Raw genomic sequence first — 16,109 nt, 5'->3', positions numbered from 1 at the left:
TCGCGATTATTGAGGATGTCCATTTATGCGAGCTCTCGCCGTTATTCCCGCCCGATACTTAAGCACCCGGCTTGAGGGCAAACCGCTGCTCGAATTGGGCGGGCGAACCGTAGTGCAGAGGGTATGGGATGCGACGATCGCCAGCGGTGAATTTGACGACGTCGTCGTTGCGACGGACGACGAACGGATCTTCGAGGCCGTGCAGGGGTTCGGCGGCGATGCCGTGATGACGTCACCGTCGCTGGCAAACGGAAGCGAGCGGGTCGCCGCAGCGGCCGACTTGATGCCCGGAGAGTACGACGTCGTCGCGAACGTCCAAGGGGACCAGCCGTTCGTGTCCCAGGCCGCGCTCAGCGCGTTGCTCGCCCCGTTCCGTGAGGGTGAGACTGCAGACATGACGACGGTGGGGATGCCGCTCCAGCCCGGGCTCGCCGACGATCCCAATACGGTCAAGATTGTCACCGATGCGCATGGCCGGGCTCTGTACTTCTCCCGCTCCCTCATCCCGGCGAACCCGCGCGGAGTCGACCACCCGTATCTTCAACACCTAGGGCTGTACGCCTTCCGTCGCGATGTGCTGCGCCGGTTCCCGACGCTGACGCCCACGCCGCTGGAGCGGGCAGAGAACCTCGAGCAGCTCCGTGCGCTCGAACATGGCCTCGTCATTGTCGCCCGCGTCGCCGAGAGCAGCAGCATCGAGATCAACACCCCTGAGGACTACGAGCGCGCCCAGGCCTGGGTGAGCGAGCACGAAGGTGCGCAGTCCTGACCGAACGAAGGACCGAATCGAGCGCTGGCCTGTAAATTTCAGCAGCTCTTGTGACACAAGCAGAACGGCTCGCTCGTCAGCACCGCCGACTTCGGACTGCACCTCGTGCCTAAGGACTAGCAGGAGCAAACGATCTATGGCAACGAACGGCGTCCACCCGGGAGAATGGGACGCGGGCCCTACCGTGGAGCAGGGGAGCACCGCAATAGTCGATGAGTGCGGTTGTCAACTTCGACTCACTGGATCCTCAGTTCGAAAATCAGCCTACCTTGCACGCCCGCGCCGCGGTCGCGCCTCTTTCGACGAAGGCAAAATCATCGATGTCCGTGAGCGAGACCTAAGAGGCGGGTCGCGTGGACTGTCTGTGTTCCAGAGCTGCCTTCAGGAGTATTCCGGCCCGAATGTCGAAGTTATGTTCATCCCTGATTATCCGGCTGATGGACGCCATCTCAGCATCATCCGGGAAGCGACTGGGATCGTTAAGGATCGCATTAAGCTCCGCCGCCGATGTGTACGTTTGTACTGCCCCCTTGAAGATCTCATCGATGCCGTCGACGGCGTCGCTAATCACACGGGCACCGGAGGCCACGGCGTCGTAAAGACGATTGTTGGCGAACCCCCACCGAGCCATGTCCTCAAAGTGGTCGTTGAGGACCACCCGGGAAGAACTGTAGACCCTGGATAAGTCATTGTTGTCGACGAAATCAGCCACGACCATGTGTGGCGGAATGAATCGATCCCAGCGAGGTCCCCACACGTTTACGGTTTGGCCAAGTTTTAGGCAGTCGGCGACAATCTTACGACCGATGGGTTTCCGCGGCCCACCGACGAAGGACAAGCCGTAGAGCGGCTCTTGGCCAGCACCCAAATGGGGCCGGAATCGACGGGGGTTTGTAGCTTGCGGCAGGTAACGCGCCTCGATCCCCCAGTGATTTTGCACGTAGTCGCACCACACTCGGGAGGCACCGAAAACGACGTCGAAACCGAGGAGTTCCTCTCGAGTAATCATGTCCGGTCGGCTGATCGCCCACAAGATATTCGTCTTACCTGGCTGGGGACGACAAGAGTGCAGTCCGCGAATGACTACCACGACGTCATCCAGGTGGTTTGACGGCCTGGAGAATGCCATCGCCCTGTCGACCACGACCTCTTGCCCGCGAGCAGTGAGTGCCTCCGCTAGATCCGCAGCGTAAGGGACATCGCCCCAGCGATCACCACCGATGGTGAAGTCAGCGCCGATCTTGATCGCCCAGCGAAGGCTGGGTTCCGAACCCGTTCTTGTGCTCCGCCTAGCGAGAACTGGGACCACAGGCTGCAGGTCTGGATGCCGGGGCGAAGTAAACCCCACAACCTCTAGGTCAACGTCCCTGTAGTGGGCCTCCACCGATCTGGCGGGCTCCACAGGAGGGCTTAGCCACTCGGCATCTGCCGCGGCTAGAGGGGGCCGCTCCCCGAACTCATCTGCTGAGTGGTCTACGGCGAGGGCGGACGTCTCAACAACAAACTCCCCCGCAGCAGATGCGTTGAGTCGCCTCAGGAAATCAGTCACCGCGGCCTCACCCGCAAAGATCGGATTGAAACGTCCCAGGTGCTCAAAGCTATCCGCCCGGACCACGAAGGCGGACGTTGCCAGTTCGTCGATCCCTCTGCCGCTGTGACGGCGGGCATCGGCGACGTTTAATCCCTGGAACAGAGGAATAGCGAGACTGTTGCTGCGGCCGACGGCGCCCGCGGATACGACGATACCGGCGGGATCAGTCAGCAGCGGCTGCGCCGCCACGACAGCTGGATCCTCGAGTTGCCCAATGAGCTTCGTCAGAGTGCCTTCGCGGATCTCAACGCTTTCCTTAGTGAAGAGCAGAAGCGGGCCGGCCGCATGGGCCGAGCCAATATTGTAGGCAATAGCCTCGGTGTATCGCCTGGGAAGTTTGATGTACTTGAGCCCAGGTATGCCTGCGAGGGCGGCACGGAGACGCATGGACGGACGAAAGCCCTGAAGTTCGTCCAGAACAACAAATTCGGACAAACCAGAGCCGGCCGTCTCTTGGATTCTGCTGACATTCTTAATCGCGAGCTCGACTTTGTCTGTGACGCGCATGATCACGGACAGCGAAGGAGAGTTCAGCGGCTGGGTGAGGCCATCAGGAAAAAACCTATCTTGCACATTCTTGCCAAGAACCGCGTACTCCCAGTTCCCCGATTCCCGCCGAGTGATCCGGTCCTCATTCTGATCGTCCACATAGTCGCATCCGATAAAAGGAAAGTACTCTATGCCGGTCGTCTTAGTTATTCGAAGGACAAGGTCATAGTCAACCCACCGGCGAAGAGACGGGTCAAACCCGCCCAACTCTCGGACGAGAGAGGTCTTCGCTACGAGAACGTTGAGATCTACGTAGTTCCGGACCAGCAACTGGTCTGCCGTGATCGGCTGGCCGGTATACTCCTCTCGGGCGTTGAGCATGCGGACGGCGGAGTAGGCGGCCTTCCCGCCGGAGGCAGCTAGCCCCGCGCACATGTTCCGAAGAAAGTCGGGGCGCCAGGTGTTATCGGAGTCAAGGAACGCCACGAACTCGCCCCTGCATTCCTCAATCCCACGGTTGCGCGCCGCACAGACCCCCAGATGATCCGCCTCGACCAAACGTATCCGTCCGTCGACGCTGGCGAACGATTTCACGACGTCACGCGTGCCGTCCGTACTACCATCGTCGACGACGATGAGCTCCCAGGATTCCAGGGTCTGCTGGCGCACCGATTCGATGGCATCTGCGACCGCTGCTTCCCGGTTCCACGCAGGCATGATGATGCTAACCAGCATGCCCGATGCAGGCGGAACCACAGGCACGTCGTCGACGCTTTCGAGCCACTCATTTTCTGCGGTTTCCGACCATGCCGACAGCCGCAGCGGCTTCTTCCCCAACTCATAGGCTTTGGACATCTGGGCATGGGAAATAAGTAGTGATCGAACTTCCGGCCAGGTGGGCGTTGTGCCGGGCAGATTGTTAGGAACGGGAAGGAGTCGCTCCTTATTGGGGCGGTACCGGGACAGCAAGACCGACCCCTCGGAGCCTGGTTCCGTGAGTCGAGAGGGATCAAAAAGCCATGACCAAGAGTGCTCACGCGACTCCGGGCTCCGGAGGTATGTGAGCAGGAACTCCACATCGCCAGCCTTGTAACGATCGCGCACGTGCGCGGGAAACATTCCCAAATCGAAGAGGGGGTGGAAGCTGAGACCGCTCTTCATGCCATATTGAACGAAGTGGCGCGCAGCAATCTGCTTCGACTCGAAGTCCCTCCCGCACTCAGCGGCGTAGTACTCTGCGTCGAATACCTCGGTGTTGAGGAGCCGTTGACTCCGAGTCGGAGCTTTCACGGTGGAGCTTGGGACACTCATCTGCAAAAATATTCCTTCTCATCGCTCTCAGCGCCACAGGGACTCTCGCATCGCTACGGCAAGGCGCTTGGACCGTCCAGTCGGCAGCGGACACCCGAGAGGATTCCTGTGTTCGATGCAACCAAGCCACGGCGTGGCCTACGCCTGGGCGGACTCGGGCCAAATCCGTGCGGCTCGTCGCGTCTCAAAGTCTACCGGCCCCCGGCGCCAACCTCCGCACAGGTGATTCCTCTGGGCAATGCTGGGAAACAACTGCGCCATTCCTGCGGCAATACCGCCTATCTCGGCACGGTCACCGTGCTAATTTGACTCTGGTTACCACCGTTAGCGGCCGGAAGCCCGATGATTCCATCGCCGCTTCCGCCGCAAGGTGGACGGCTATCAAGTATTCCAGAAAGGTCGTTATGGACCGCCGTAAGTTTCTCACGATCCCCCTTGCCGCGATGGCGGCCCCGGGCGCACTCCTCGCGGCGAACGCCTTACCAGCGCAGGCGGCCCTTCTACAGCCTGGAATGGCAATGTCCCCGACTGTGCTGCCGGCTGTCAAGGCATTGAAGGGCGTGAGCCACGCCGGTACTGATGCCTTGGCTCTCCGGCAGATCAGGAGTCTGAACCTCAGCTGGTACTACTCCTGGGGCTCGAAGTACACCGTGACAACATCGCCCGGCTTCGTGCCGATGATCCGGAGCGCCAAAGCCTTGGATCAGGGGGCCATCAAATACGCCGCAAGTCAGTTGCCTCTCACCAAGTCAAAGAACCTTCTAGGGTTTAATGAGCCGGACGTCCGGTCCCAGGCGAACATGACCGTAGACCAGGCGATCAGCCTGTGGCCCAAACTTCAGGCAACCGGACTGAGGCTCGGATCGCCCGCGACGGCGAAGCCCTCAAGCCTGTGGCTGGAGGAATTTATGTCCAAGGCCAAGAAACGTGGACTCCGCGTCGATTTCGTGACCATGCATTGCTACGCGTGGCCAAACGTCCAGGACTTCCTGAACAAGGTGACCATGCTGCACGAGAAGTATGGCAAGCCTGTGTGGGTGACGGAGTATGCAGTTGCGGACTGGAGCGCAACCTCAACCCGTCCCAGCCGCTACAGCAGGGCCCAGACCAACGACTTCATGCGGGCGACCGTAGCCGGCATGCGTCAAATGCCGTTCGTTGAGCGATTCGCGTGGAAGACACGCTCCATCAGCGACCCGGTCATGGGGCACTCTGCCCTCTACAACTCGGACGGCACCCTGACTAGCACAGGTCGGCTTTACGCCTCCCTCTGAGCCCACGCGGGTTGCCCGGTCACCGTTGAACATGTTCGCTCCGAGACGCGGCCGCGTCTCGGAGCGAACATTTCCGGCCTAAGAGCTGAGATCTTTCAAGGCGGGGGCCAACTCGAGGGTCGCCGCCTCGAAGGCCGACCTGCTGGCTCTCACTGCTTCCGGCAGCGCCATGAAGGTCTTGAAGAGATTGCGGGAGTTGTACGCCACCATCGACGGCATGGCCAGATCGGCTTCAGACATGGACACACTCCCCCAGGTTCCCATCCTGTGCTCCCAGTAGAAGATGTCATTAGGGTCATAGCCCATGATGGATTCCGTGGTGAGGGAGGCCCTTTCCATCATGTCCTCAAAAAAGTTGCGGGTGATGCGCGAACCGGCGTTGACGTCATAAGYATTTGAGATCTGCTGAACGTTGACTTTGGTAATCCGCTTGTCCTGGCTCTGATAGAAGCCACGCATGACCTCGCCGCCGAAGCCGCGGATGAAGAGTCCGTCCCGCACCTTCTCCCCTGTCGATGCCAAGCGCCCGAGCCACGGCGAACCCGGACCCCGATAATAGGCAGTCGCCCGTCGGAACGCCTCCGATAGAGCATCGTCCGTCTGATTGAGCGTGAGGCGGTTGTGGATGGGCCAGACCTGCGCTTCCAATCCATAGGTTCCAGCGATCTCCGACGCCCTACGAGCGTCCGGCGAGCCGGTCAAATTGGCACTTTCGCTACGTACGTAGGTGAAGATGACCGGGTTGCTGTCCTTCGTGGCGGCAAAAACGCCCCGGCTATCCGTGCCGGCTGTCAAACCCAGCACCGGCCGCCGTCCATTGATCGCCAAGTACCCGCGGAGACCGTGCAGGTGGGCCACCAAGGCTGCAGTGGCTTCCTCGTTACTGGTCTCTGCTCCGATCTGTTCCCGCGGCCAGAATCGCTCTACCGCTTGCTGCGGCATGATCAACTTGGTATTGGGCGTCAGCTGAACCACGTGGTCGTAGGGCGTCGCGACTCCGGGCAGGTACTTCACATCCCGCTGCTGGTAATTGCGGGAAGTAAGAAAAGGCACGAAGAAGTCAGCGAAGCGCGCGCCGATGAGATCAGCCACGATCTCGGCGTGTGACGCTGCAATGGGCGCGCCGGCGGTGGAATAAAAGACCGACCTGGACCCCATCGCGTCCTGATAGATCTCGGTCCTGCCGTCCGACTGGACAATCAGCGCGAACCTACCCGCCAGACGGTCGAGAACAGCGTAAAAATCATCGTCATTGGCTACAGCGTCCAGGAGGGCTGCCAGGACATCGCTCTCCTGATAGAGTCCCCTCTCCGGGTCAAAAGCCAGTCCCACCAGCGCGAGATGCCGCCCGTTCGCGGCAGCAGTGACGAACCTGGTTTCCGGATGCAGCGTCAGGTATGCATCGCCCAAGGGCACCGACGTCCAGCCTGCCAACGAAGGTGCTTCAGCCGGTGACTTAGACACGACGAAGCCGTTCCTGTACAACAAGCGGTCCAGCTCCGCATTGGTGGAAAGGGAGGGCAGTAATGTCATCGTGGTCCTAGCTCTGCTTCACGTACCGGATCGGCGGGCCTAAGACGGAGCTCCCGGCCATAGAAGTTCAAATGCGCCTGTTGGATATGGGAGATGAAGTACCCCCGCGAGGGAGGTGCATGTTCGTTTTCGTAGCGCTCAGCCACAAGATTTACTTTCCGTCGCGGGTCGAAGCCGCCCTTGTCCGGGTTGACACCGTTCGCTAATGCGAAAGGCACATAATGGGCCTCGAAATGGAACTGGTCCCCGGTGTTTTGAACAAGGTGCACAAAGTTGACGGGGCGTAACTCTCGATAGAGTTTCCGCAAATTAACCCTGGTCCCGAAATCTTGCTCGACTTGCTCATAGGACTTGTGCCGGGGAAAGGCGGCTGATGCTAACGCCTTTCGTTGGGCCAGATGATAGCCGCCAATGGTGGTCTGCGGCGAGAAGGCTACGGCCACGGAGTTGGGAATCCTGCGGGACAGAGCAAGTGCGCCATAGCCGCCAGCGCTGCTACCGACGCAGACCACACTCGAGTAGCCACCGGCAGCGATGATCTGGTTGACGACCGTCGCGTACTCGGCCACGAGGTCTTGGCCTTCCGTGCCGACATACCAGCCGATTTCCAGGGAGTTGTTAATCTCGAGAGTGCTGTCGGACAAGTAAAGACGGGCCGCGTCCAGACGATTGAGGGTCCGACGCCATTCGAACCGGGGCACCCTAAACCGGCCACGGTCCATTGCCCCGTGCAGTGAAATCACCAGCGTGCCGCTGTTCGCCGGCTCGAAGAGCATCCTCAGTGGCAGTCCACCGGAGACATCCGGCTCAAAGACGATGTGAGTATCCTGCATCGGAAGCGAGGTGACTGATGCCCCCGACGCCACAGTCAGCTTTGCGACGCCGTTATCCGAATCCCACTCAGCGGCCTGGTTCCAGTCGATTGGGACGGGCCGCGCCGCCGTTGCGCCGAGTTCGGCAGTCGCCCGCGGCGCAGTTCTAGCCTTCGCCAACGGCCGGCACGAACTCCAGAACTTCGCTGTCCGGAACCTCCACTTCAACCGGGTTGCCAAGGGACCGTTCCAGAACGGCGGCCACGTCAGAGTCCTCCGAAGCCCACTGAACGGCTCCGCCAAAGATCGCGCCAAGGTTGCGGGCGACGGTCGTAACGGCATATGCGTGTGCTCCAGTGTGCGGGTTGAAAGGAGGCTCGGAAGCTCGAACCATTATAGTGTCCGCTGTATGTCCGCCCCGTAATTCACGCGTGAACTGGAAGCTGGTGGGGTCGTAAACCTTGACGATCCGGGAACGAACATCGTCGGTCAGTTCCACCCGGGTCAGCCGTTGCGCGGCGAATTCGTCCAACAATTCCTCGCTGAAAGATGTGTCAAACGAAATGGTGTTCAGGATGCTGGGTATATGCATCATCCCGAGCCTTCGTCCCGCCGACCGCGCTTCGTCGATGTCGTGCCACATCGCCGACGCGCGCTCCCTAGTGGCTCCAAAGTCCCCGACAAAGAGCACGTCTAGTTCAACCCGCTCTGGCCGGGCGGGCAGGAATCTCGCGGGCGCCGGGAAGGCACGCCGAACAGAGGGAAAGTCCAGGAAGCCGCTGTGGCGGCCGCGGCGGATCTGGCGGTGCCAATGCTCGTAGGCGGCCCGGTAGGCCACCCGGTCAGGCGAGCGGTAGCCCATCCGGAAGTCCTCCATGGACAGGTTGGTGGAGCCCACCAGCGACAGCGTCAGCGGTGCTTGGGTGACTTCAAGAACTTCCTCGTCGTTCACCAGGATTTGGTACCTAAGAATGAACTCGGTGTCTGCCGCTTTTCGAACGGCATCCCAGTAGCCCAAGCGCTCCCTGATGACGCTTACCGGAAACATCGCCGAGACGTGGGCGGGAGTTACGTAGGCTCCCCTCCAGCCCCGGTAGTGGAACATTAGATCCTCGCCTACACGAGACCACGGTGCGGAGACGAGGCGGTGGTCCTCCTGCCTGATGGCCGCCGCCACCAACATTTCGACCTTTTGAGGGTGCTGCCAGTCGTCCCCGTCGAAGATGGTGATGAATTCGCCGGCGGCCAAGGAGTATCCGATATTACGGGAGGTGTAGGCGCCCGAGTTCGGCTTATTGCGCACAACTTTTACCCGCGGGTCCGCAAGTTTCCACTTCCCAAGCCGGTCCGTAAAAGCGTCTCCGGAACCGTCGTCAACGATGATGACTTCGATATTCCGGTAGCTCTGAGCAAGCGCGGACTCGATCGCCAGATCGGTAGATGCGTCTGGGCGGAAGACCGGCATCACGATCGTTACCAGCGGCCCTTCGTTCACAGCCGGTACGAGATCAGTGGACAGCCGGAGGAAGGCCGGCTCAGCGCCGTCTTTGAGCCGAATCGGTGCGAGGCCAGCGGCTTCGTACATGGCATTGATCTCCGCCATCCATTCGTCTTCCGTGCGGGACGGGTGACGGAAAGGATTCTTTGCGTTGGCCCTGTAGAGATGGAGATCGTTGGGATTCTTGGTATCGGCGTCGTAGAGGCCCTCGAGTTCCAGGGTCTGATCGCCACGTCCCGTCTGCGCCAGGGCATCAAGGAAAAACTCACTGCGGCGTTTGCCTTGGAAGTGTTTCGGACCCAGCTTGCCGTAGACATACTGATAGATCGTGCTGGCGTTAAGAATGTCGTCCTTGCGGAGGTTTTGCCGGTAGCAGGTGTCCGCCAGTAGGAGCAGCCTGCCCTTGGCGGTCGAGTCCAGGATGCTGAGGATCGATTCCTGTGCCAGGCCGCCCAGCCGGAATAGCTCGAGGACATGTTCCATCTGCTGCCAGTCCCAGCGACCTGACGTCACGCTTCGGGCAAGCACGTCCCGGCCGTCAAAGGAGCGGAATTTCGTCAGCCGTTGAACCAGTCTGGCAGGCGGGATATTTGCGCCCGTACCCCACCAATGGGCAGGCCCCACACCCCCGGCTTCCTTCCGCTCCGGAGCGGGGATCGGTAAGGGTGCTGACACTATGGCCGCTCGTCGGGCCTGCCGTAGCGCAGTATCCATCCTTCCCAGTCCAGCTAGCAGGGCTACAGCCACCAGTAACAGGGCCGGGACCAGGATGAACACGGAGTGGAAGTAGGCCCCCGCGAGAGCTGTGAAGAACAGAACAGCCATCCCCGCCGCCGCGGCCTTCTTCTTCGGCGCAAGCTTCCTGGCTCTGCGGATGAGCTGTCTGATGTTCAAGTTATTCCCCCGGGGTGGCATCGAGTTGTTCATCGACTTGCAAGTGCCTGCTACTGGGAGACACTCGAAAATGGCTGCGGAAGGCTTGGGCGCGGGCGCCCGTGGCGCCCTTCCTTACGTCAAGCTGTGGCGGCGGCCGGAAGCCGTCCCATTGCTCCGCAACACTCTGCAGGAAGGTGCTGTCTTCCGGATTCCAAGTATGGCCGCCGTGAGAATCCGCGCCGGAGTGGCGGTGCATCATGTAGTTCTGGCCGTGCGAGCGGTAAATGAGTCCGCCAGCGGCCTGGACAGCGAGGAGGAGGCATCGGTCAACGGCGCGGTGCACAGGCCTCCATCCGCCAAGCTGGCGAAGCTCGTCCCGGCCCAGCATCATGGTGCCGCCGGCCACGTGGTCCGAGTACTGCTCGCCGAGCGGAGGCCGGCGGGTGGTGATATCCAGACTCTCCAGGTACACGAACTCAACTTGCGAGCCCACCAAGGTGGCACCGCTGTAGTCCTTGGCGTGAACGAGGTCGCGCAGGTGGTGCGGGCCGTACCAGTCGTCGTCGTCCATCTTGCAGACCAGATCGCCGCTGGCGGCGTTGACGCCGACGTTCAGCACCTCGCCAAAGATCATGTCCGCCGGGACGGAGCGCACCAACAGCTCGCCGGGGTACGTCTGGATGGCGCGCTGGACCTCCGGATGTTCCGCGTCGAAGCCGTGAAGCACCACCACCACCTCCACGGATTTCCAGCTCTGGCGTGCCAGCCGTTCCAGGGCGGACACCAGCTTCTCGGGCCGGCGGGTAGCCAGCACCGCGCTCACGGAGGGCAGCGGGAGTGGTGGTTTGCCCAGCTCGCCCAGCACGGTGTTCCAAACGGCCTTCGGGCTGTAAAGATCCAATGCTGCCCGCCGAAGCCCAATCGACTTCGATTCCCTCAATACCGGCGGGTCGGCGGCGTCGAAAGCGTCAAGGTGTTCCAGGAGTTGATCACCGAGCAGGGTCCGAACTGGGGCAGCCAAATTCCGCGCCAGGAGGGGCACTCCGGCGACAGCCAGCTGGCTCAGACGCCGGGCCAGCTCCCAGTCCAGCCCGCCGAAGCTGTCGCCATCTACCTCAAGGTAGTCATGCGGCCGCAGGGCGGCGAGGTCCGATTCGTGCAGGACTCCCCCGGCGAGCTCGAACGGCTCGAGCGGCCGCGCAGGCTTGTCCGGGTACGGCAGGAAACCCATCGGTGAAACAACTGCGGTGTCAACAGGAGGCAGTACCGTCCCCGTCGGAGTCCATACTGGCGGGGTTACCCGCCCAGGGTGGACCGGGATGTGTCCGCCCAGCTGCTGCGTGAGCTTCCTGTCCCCCACGAGTACGTCTACGGGATAGATGTCATCCGACTCGGGCTGCAGCAGCGCCTCGGTCATGAAGCTGCCCAGGGTGTCCCCGGCCAGCCAAGCGAGGTCAGCTGGCTCTGTGAAGCCCACGCGCAGTCCCCCCAGCACAGGCGGACGGTTGGCTGGCGACGCACAACGCAGTGCCGCGACGGCGGCAGCATGGACATTCACCCATTTGCCCCCTTCGACTACAACCGCGAGGCCGAGCCCCGGCACGGTCAGCGCGGAAGTGCCAGCCTTGACCTGGAGGCTGCGCGGAGTCCAGGCCGGCATGTCCTCCGCCGGGAAGAGTCCTCGAATGACAAGCACAAAGCGATGCGCCCGTCCCTCGCTGCGGAATAACGGCAGCAGGACCCGGGCCTCGGCCAGCGATTCCGCCTGCACAACATAGCTGTCCCACCATAACTGTTCCGCCGCAACGCCGTGTTCCCAGTCGGAGCCTGCTGTTGGATCGCGGTGCTCCCAGTCCGTGCGGGCATAGTCCAAACCCAGATCCAACGCCAGCTTCGCCATGGGGTACGCCGCCGAGCCCACCGACACGCTCTTGATCTGCATGCTGTTAGCTCCCGCCCCGGCCGGTGCGGGCTTTGAGGCGGACCAGAATGTAGGCAGGACCTTTCCGGGCGATCGCTCGGGCCCGGGAAAGGCCGCGGTTCGGCGCAAACCCCTGCTCCAGGCGGCGGCGCTCCATCTCGGACTTCCTCAATTTTGCTTCCAGCTGCCGAATCCGCTCCTCGTAGTCTTGACGGGTGGCACTGTCCGAAAGGTCCCTCACCACGATGTTGAGGTCAAGGGCTGCGGCAGCGCCCTTGCGCAAATGCAGTTTGGGCTTGGGACGTCGAAAGTCGTGCAGGCCCAGTGCGTTCCCCGATACCCAACGCTCGCCACCGGCCTTGCGCGCAGACTTTTCCGGGTCGCCTTGCTCCGACAGCCTCCGGAGGGTGTCCGTCTCCCAAAGTTCAATCGCACCGGGCTGACCATCCACCAGTGCCCGTAGCACCAGCGCCTCCGACTGCTTCAGGCTCTCGATCATTGCCTCGAGCGAATGCAAGCCCAAGGCCGTTCCGGCGCTGAGCACCAAGGTAAAGCGGGCCTCGAGGAGATCAGTTCCGTCAGTGCCGACGAACGAAAACCGCCGGTCGGTGGCGAGCCATTGCTCCAGCTGGGGCCGGGCGCCGGCCCCACCAAGGATGGCTACGGCGAAATCCTGGTTAGCGGAGCCGAAAAGCGATGCGACGGTCCCCGCAATCTCCAAGTCCGACGACTTTGCGGCCTGGACCAGGACCCTGACAAGGGGCGTTTCGCGTCGCGGGGTGTGCAGGGCTTTTAGGACAAAACCAGCCTGGCGGAGTTGCTCTTCGATCGGCGCTGAAACGCTCTGGGCTCGCCTATCCACCGGCGCTGGCTCCCACGGGAATGTGCTGGAGGCTGGCTTCCGCAACGTCCGGCTGGTTCCAGATGCCCTTAGTATCGATGACCTGCTTGCCTTCCAGGGACGCCGGGTCAACGGTCAGGAAGTCATCGTGATCGACCAGGAGCAGCACCAGGTCTGCTGCTGCTATAGCTTCGTCCTGGCCGTGAAGCCTGGAGAGGCCGGACCCGGCAAGCGCAGCTGGGAGCTCCTCCACGTGGGGGTCGACAACCAGGATGGTGCTCGCCTGCAGCTGCTTCACGAGTTCCTGCACGATCGTCACGGACGGCGACTCGCGGACGTCGTCGATATTGGCTTTAAAGGCCAGGCCCAGGACCGCAACGGTGGCGCCCGGCTTATCAGCGAGGGCCCCCACTGCCTGCCGGACAACGTGGTATGGCTTGGAATCGTTAACCTCCCGGGCGGTACGGATCAAGCCGGCGTGCTCCGGGACGGCGTCCACAATGAACCATGGATCCACGGCAATGCAGTGCCCGCCGACTCCGGGACCGGGGCGCAGCACGTTGACCCGCGGGTGGTGGTTCGCCATTTCGATCAGCTTCCACACGTCGATGCCCAGCTTGTCGCAAATGATTGACAGTTCATTGGCGAAGGCGATGTTGACGTCACGGAAAGTGTTCTCCACCAGCTTGGTCATCTCGGCGGTAGTAGCATCCGTCAGCAGGATTTGTCCCTGGCAGATGACTTCGTAGAGCCGCTTGGCCAGCTGTGCGCCTTCCTCCGTGAGGCCGCCAATGACGCGGTCATTCGTGACGATTTCGATCATGATACGTCCAGGCAGCACGCGTTCCGGGGAGTGCACCACGTGCACCTGCCCGTGGCCCCCGGCTGCGTCGAGGGACAGGTCCGGGCGGAGTTCCATGAGGTAGGAACCCAAGCGCTCCGTGGTTCCCGGAGGGGACGTCGATTCCAGGACCACGAGTTCGCCGCCTCGGAGCTTCGGCGCCAGCGCCTCAGCGGCGCTGCGGAGGTAGGAAAGGTCAGCGCCCTTGCCCTCGGCCAGCGGTGTGGGCACAGCGATGATGTACGCATCCGCGGCCGGCACCGTGGTCATGGCCACCAAGTATCCCAGGCTGACCGCGCCGGAGACCACCACAGCCATGTCGGGCTCCACAAAGGGCACTTCGCCGCGGTTGACGGCGTCAACGGTCGCCTGCTTAACATCGACGCCGGCCACGTGCTTGCCCTTGGCGGCAAAACTGGCCGCCGTGGGCAGGCCGATGTAGCCGAGTCCGATGACCGCAACATCAAAAATCGTCTCGTCCATGTCTCCCCTAAACAGAAATGTGGTCTTCGGGCGAACCGAAGAACTGAATCTTTGAAGAAGCCAAGAGCTCTTCATTGGTAATGGGCCAGGTGTGCGACGAAACGTCAGCGCTGCGCATCTGGCAGTAGTTGAATCGGTCCGCCGAGTAGATCCGGCCACCCGCCTCGATCACGTCGCTCAGGAAGCGCGAATCTTCTCCGCGTTGCAGCGGCTCGAAAGGAAGACGTCGGAACGTGTCCGTGGCAGTGAAAATCGTGGGCCCGGAGACGGCTTCGACGTATCGGTGCTCCAGCTGCGGGTTGCGCAGGATGGTCGCCCCTGCGCCGGCAAGGTGCATGTAATGCGCCCGCTTGCCCACCACTTCGGCTTCTGAGTACATCAGGGCGTGGGCCTGGTCGCCCAGGTAGAGCGGGCTGTAAACATCGTCGTCGTCCCATTTGGTGGCGAACCGGCCGTCCGCGCCCGCCACCAGGGCATTAAGGCACTCTCCGAGCGTCGTCTGCTGCGGTTCCTGGAGTACGACGACGTCGGCAAGCCCGGCTGCCAGGCACTGTCGCCGGAACGCGCCGGCGTCCAGCTGGAAACCATGGGCGAGGTAGACCAGCTGGACATCGACGCCCTGCTGGGCGGAAACACCGGATAGGACATGGTCCAGCTGCTGCGGCCGGAAACTCGATACCAGGACGGATACCTGGGGCCTGGCTGCCGGTGAGGACAACGCAGGCTGTGCGGCCCCCGCGATGGCCTGCGCCCGGTGGCTGTACGTGTGCTCGGCCCAGATCCTGCGCTGGGCCTTGTGGACGAGGCGTTGTGCATAGTCCGGGTTGGCGGTGAGGGCTTTCAGCAGGTGGGTGGCAGCCTCGCGGGTGTCTGCCGTGGGGATCTCGCCCTCCGGGAAGAATTCCGTGATGGCCGCGCTGGGCGTTGACACCACGCATGTCCCGGCCGCCGTAATCTCGAATATCCTCCGGGCGCACATCGATGGCGAGTCCGTAACCGAGTTGACGTTAAGGAACACCTTGTACGCCTTGTAGGCGGTGAGCATCTGCTTATAGGACAGCGACCCCACCACATGCTTCTTGAGAAGTCCGGGAAACTGGTACTGCGGCTCCCCGCCGAGCTGTCGCGAAAAGATCTCGAACCCCGGACGCTTGCCCACCGTCGCGTCCACGGCGGCACCCAGCAAGTAATCCATCTGCCGCCGGCGGTCCTCATACTTGTGGGCAAAATACATCCCGGCGAAGGCGATCTCCCGGCCATGCCAACCGTGCCGGGGCCTGACGGGGTTGTGGATCCGCGGTTGCGCTGCGAACGGCAGCACGGACACCCTGCTGTGGCCCAGGTCCGACCGGTAGCGCGGGAGCATGTTCGCGTCGGTGGTGAAGACGTGGTCGAACAGTCTGGCGGCGGGGAGGAAGTCCTCGTAATGCGGCGGATCCTCCTTGTTCCAGAAGACCGCCGGCAGTCCGGCCGCCCGGCAGCCTGCGATCAATTGCCGGAAAGCGGGGGATGGGCCCGCAGTGCTGGTGATTTTGCCCCGCCACAGCCCGGCGTTCCCGGACCAGGCGGACTCGACAACGACGAAGTCCAGCCCCTCGTCCCGGAGCTGGACCTCCCAGCTGTCGGGCCTGAGCGCGACGACCGTCCATTCTGCCGCGAACGCCGCCGCAGAGAAATCATCCATTATGATGCCGACGCGGAGCTGCGGGTTGCGCGGCTCCCCAGTACCGATGGACGTTTCCCGAAAGATTAGGCGGCGGCCCCGTCCCAGCCCGCGCCACGCGCCCTCCGCGCCGCGGACGCCAGCCAGGCTGGCCTCCTCGCGTTCGGATCCACTGCGGTGGAGGTAGCTTTTGACCTGTCCCATGCC

Annotated in this window: 10 protein-coding genes; 2 read left to right on the top strand and 8 right to left on the bottom strand. The window is 62.2% G+C overall.

Going from position 1 to position 16,109, the window contains the following annotated elements:
- Positions 1-25: 25 nt before the first annotated feature.
- The gene (gene kdsB, locus AB4Y91_RS05440; RefSeq protein ID WP_441417474.1) at positions 26-769 is read left to right on the top strand and encodes a 3-deoxy-manno-octulosonate cytidylyltransferase; all 744 of its coding nucleotides are present in this window, start codon (positions 26-28) and stop codon (positions 767-769) included.
- 337 nt (positions 770-1,106) lie between these two features.
- Here the strand turns inward: kdsB and AB4Y91_RS05435 are convergent, their stop codons facing one another.
- The gene (locus AB4Y91_RS05435; RefSeq protein ID WP_441417473.1) at positions 1,107-4,160 is read right to left on the bottom strand and encodes a glycosyltransferase; all 3,054 of its coding nucleotides are present in this window, start codon (positions 4,158-4,160) and stop codon (positions 1,107-1,109) included.
- 305 nt (positions 4,161-4,465) lie between these two features.
- Here AB4Y91_RS05435 and AB4Y91_RS05430 point away from each other — a divergent pair, with 305 nt between their 5' ends.
- On the top strand, positions 4,466-5,434 hold the full coding sequence (locus tag AB4Y91_RS05430) for a glycosyl hydrolase (RefSeq protein WP_441417472.1): 969 nt from the start codon (positions 4,466-4,468) through the stop codon (positions 5,432-5,434).
- A 78-nt stretch (positions 5,435-5,512) separates the two neighbouring features.
- Here AB4Y91_RS05430 and AB4Y91_RS05425 read toward each other — a convergent pair whose 3' ends face one another.
- The 7 genes from AB4Y91_RS05425 to AB4Y91_RS05395 all read right to left on the bottom strand — a co-directional run bounded on the left by AB4Y91_RS05425 (position 5,513) and on the right by AB4Y91_RS05395 (position 16,106).
- On the bottom strand, positions 5,513-6,967 hold the full coding sequence (locus tag AB4Y91_RS05425) for a hypothetical protein (RefSeq protein ID WP_441417471.1): 1,455 nt from the start codon (positions 6,965-6,967) through the stop codon (positions 5,513-5,515).
- Positions 6,964-7,800, bottom strand: a complete 837-nt coding sequence (locus AB4Y91_RS05420; RefSeq protein WP_441417470.1) for a hypothetical protein — start codon at positions 7,798-7,800, stop codon at positions 6,964-6,966. Before AB4Y91_RS05420 ends, AB4Y91_RS05425 begins: the two co-directional genes overlap by 4 nt.
- Before the next feature lie 145 nt (positions 7,801-7,945).
- Positions 7,946-10,171, bottom strand: a complete 2,226-nt coding sequence (locus AB4Y91_RS05415; RefSeq protein ID WP_441417469.1) for a glycosyltransferase family 2 protein — start codon at positions 10,169-10,171, stop codon at positions 7,946-7,948.
- A 1-nt stretch (position 10,172) separates the two neighbouring features.
- Positions 10,173-12,095 carry a glycosyltransferase gene (locus tag AB4Y91_RS05410; RefSeq protein ID WP_441417468.1) on the bottom strand — a complete coding sequence of 641 codons (1,923 nt, stop codon included), beginning with the start codon at positions 12,093-12,095 and terminating at the stop codon, positions 10,173-10,175.
- A 4-nt stretch (positions 12,096-12,099) separates the two neighbouring features.
- Positions 12,100-12,795 (bottom strand): hypothetical protein, encoded by a 696-nt coding sequence (locus tag AB4Y91_RS05405; RefSeq protein WP_441417467.1) that lies wholly within the window; start codon positions 12,793-12,795, stop codon positions 12,100-12,102.
- Positions 12,796-12,928: 133 nt separating this feature from the next.
- Positions 12,929-14,239, bottom strand: coding sequence for a UDP-N-acetyl-D-mannosamine dehydrogenase (gene wecC / locus AB4Y91_RS05400; RefSeq protein ID WP_441417466.1), 1,311 nt, complete (start codon positions 14,237-14,239; stop codon positions 12,929-12,931).
- 7 nt (positions 14,240-14,246) lie between these two features.
- The gene (locus tag AB4Y91_RS05395; protein WP_441417465.1) at positions 14,247-16,106 is read right to left on the bottom strand and encodes a glycosyltransferase family protein; all 1,860 of its coding nucleotides are present in this window, start codon (positions 16,104-16,106) and stop codon (positions 14,247-14,249) included.
- Positions 16,107-16,109 lie beyond the last annotated feature (3 nt).

Origin of the sequence: Arthrobacter sp. YAF16 (assembly GCF_052113385.1) — a bacterium.
In the GTDB taxonomy this organism is placed as follows: domain Bacteria; phylum Actinomycetota; class Actinomycetes; order Actinomycetales; family Micrococcaceae; genus Arthrobacter.
The sequence above is the reverse complement of the archived record's forward strand: the minus strand, read 5'-3'. Positions and strand labels throughout refer to the sequence as shown.